The 261-nt window shown below is 52.1% G+C and carries 1 rRNA gene; it reads right to left on the reverse strand.

What is annotated here, in order from left to right:
- Nucleotides 1-261: ribosomal RNA gene (locus ACOZIO_RS25110) — 23S ribosomal RNA — on the reverse strand; the annotation flags it as partial.

The following is a 261-nucleotide window of genomic DNA, read 5'->3' on the forward strand; positions in this document are numbered from 1 at the left end:
GCTAGCTTATGCCATTGCACTAACCTCACGATGTCCGACCGTGATTAGCTAACCTTCGTGCTCCTCCGTTACTCTTTAGGAGGAGACCGCCCCAGTCAAACTACCCACCAGACACTGTCCTCACCCCCGATTAGGGGGCCGAGTTAGAACATCAAACATTAAAGGGTGGTATTTCAAGGTTGGCTCCACGCAGACTGGCGTCCACGCTTCAAAGCCTCCCACCTATCCTACACATCAAGGCTCAATGTTCAGTGTCAAGCT

Origin of the sequence: Rahnella sp. PD4, from assembly GCF_049199325.1 — a bacterium.
GTDB classification, from domain to species: Bacteria; Pseudomonadota; Gammaproteobacteria; order Enterobacterales; family Enterobacteriaceae; genus Rahnella; species Rahnella perminowiae.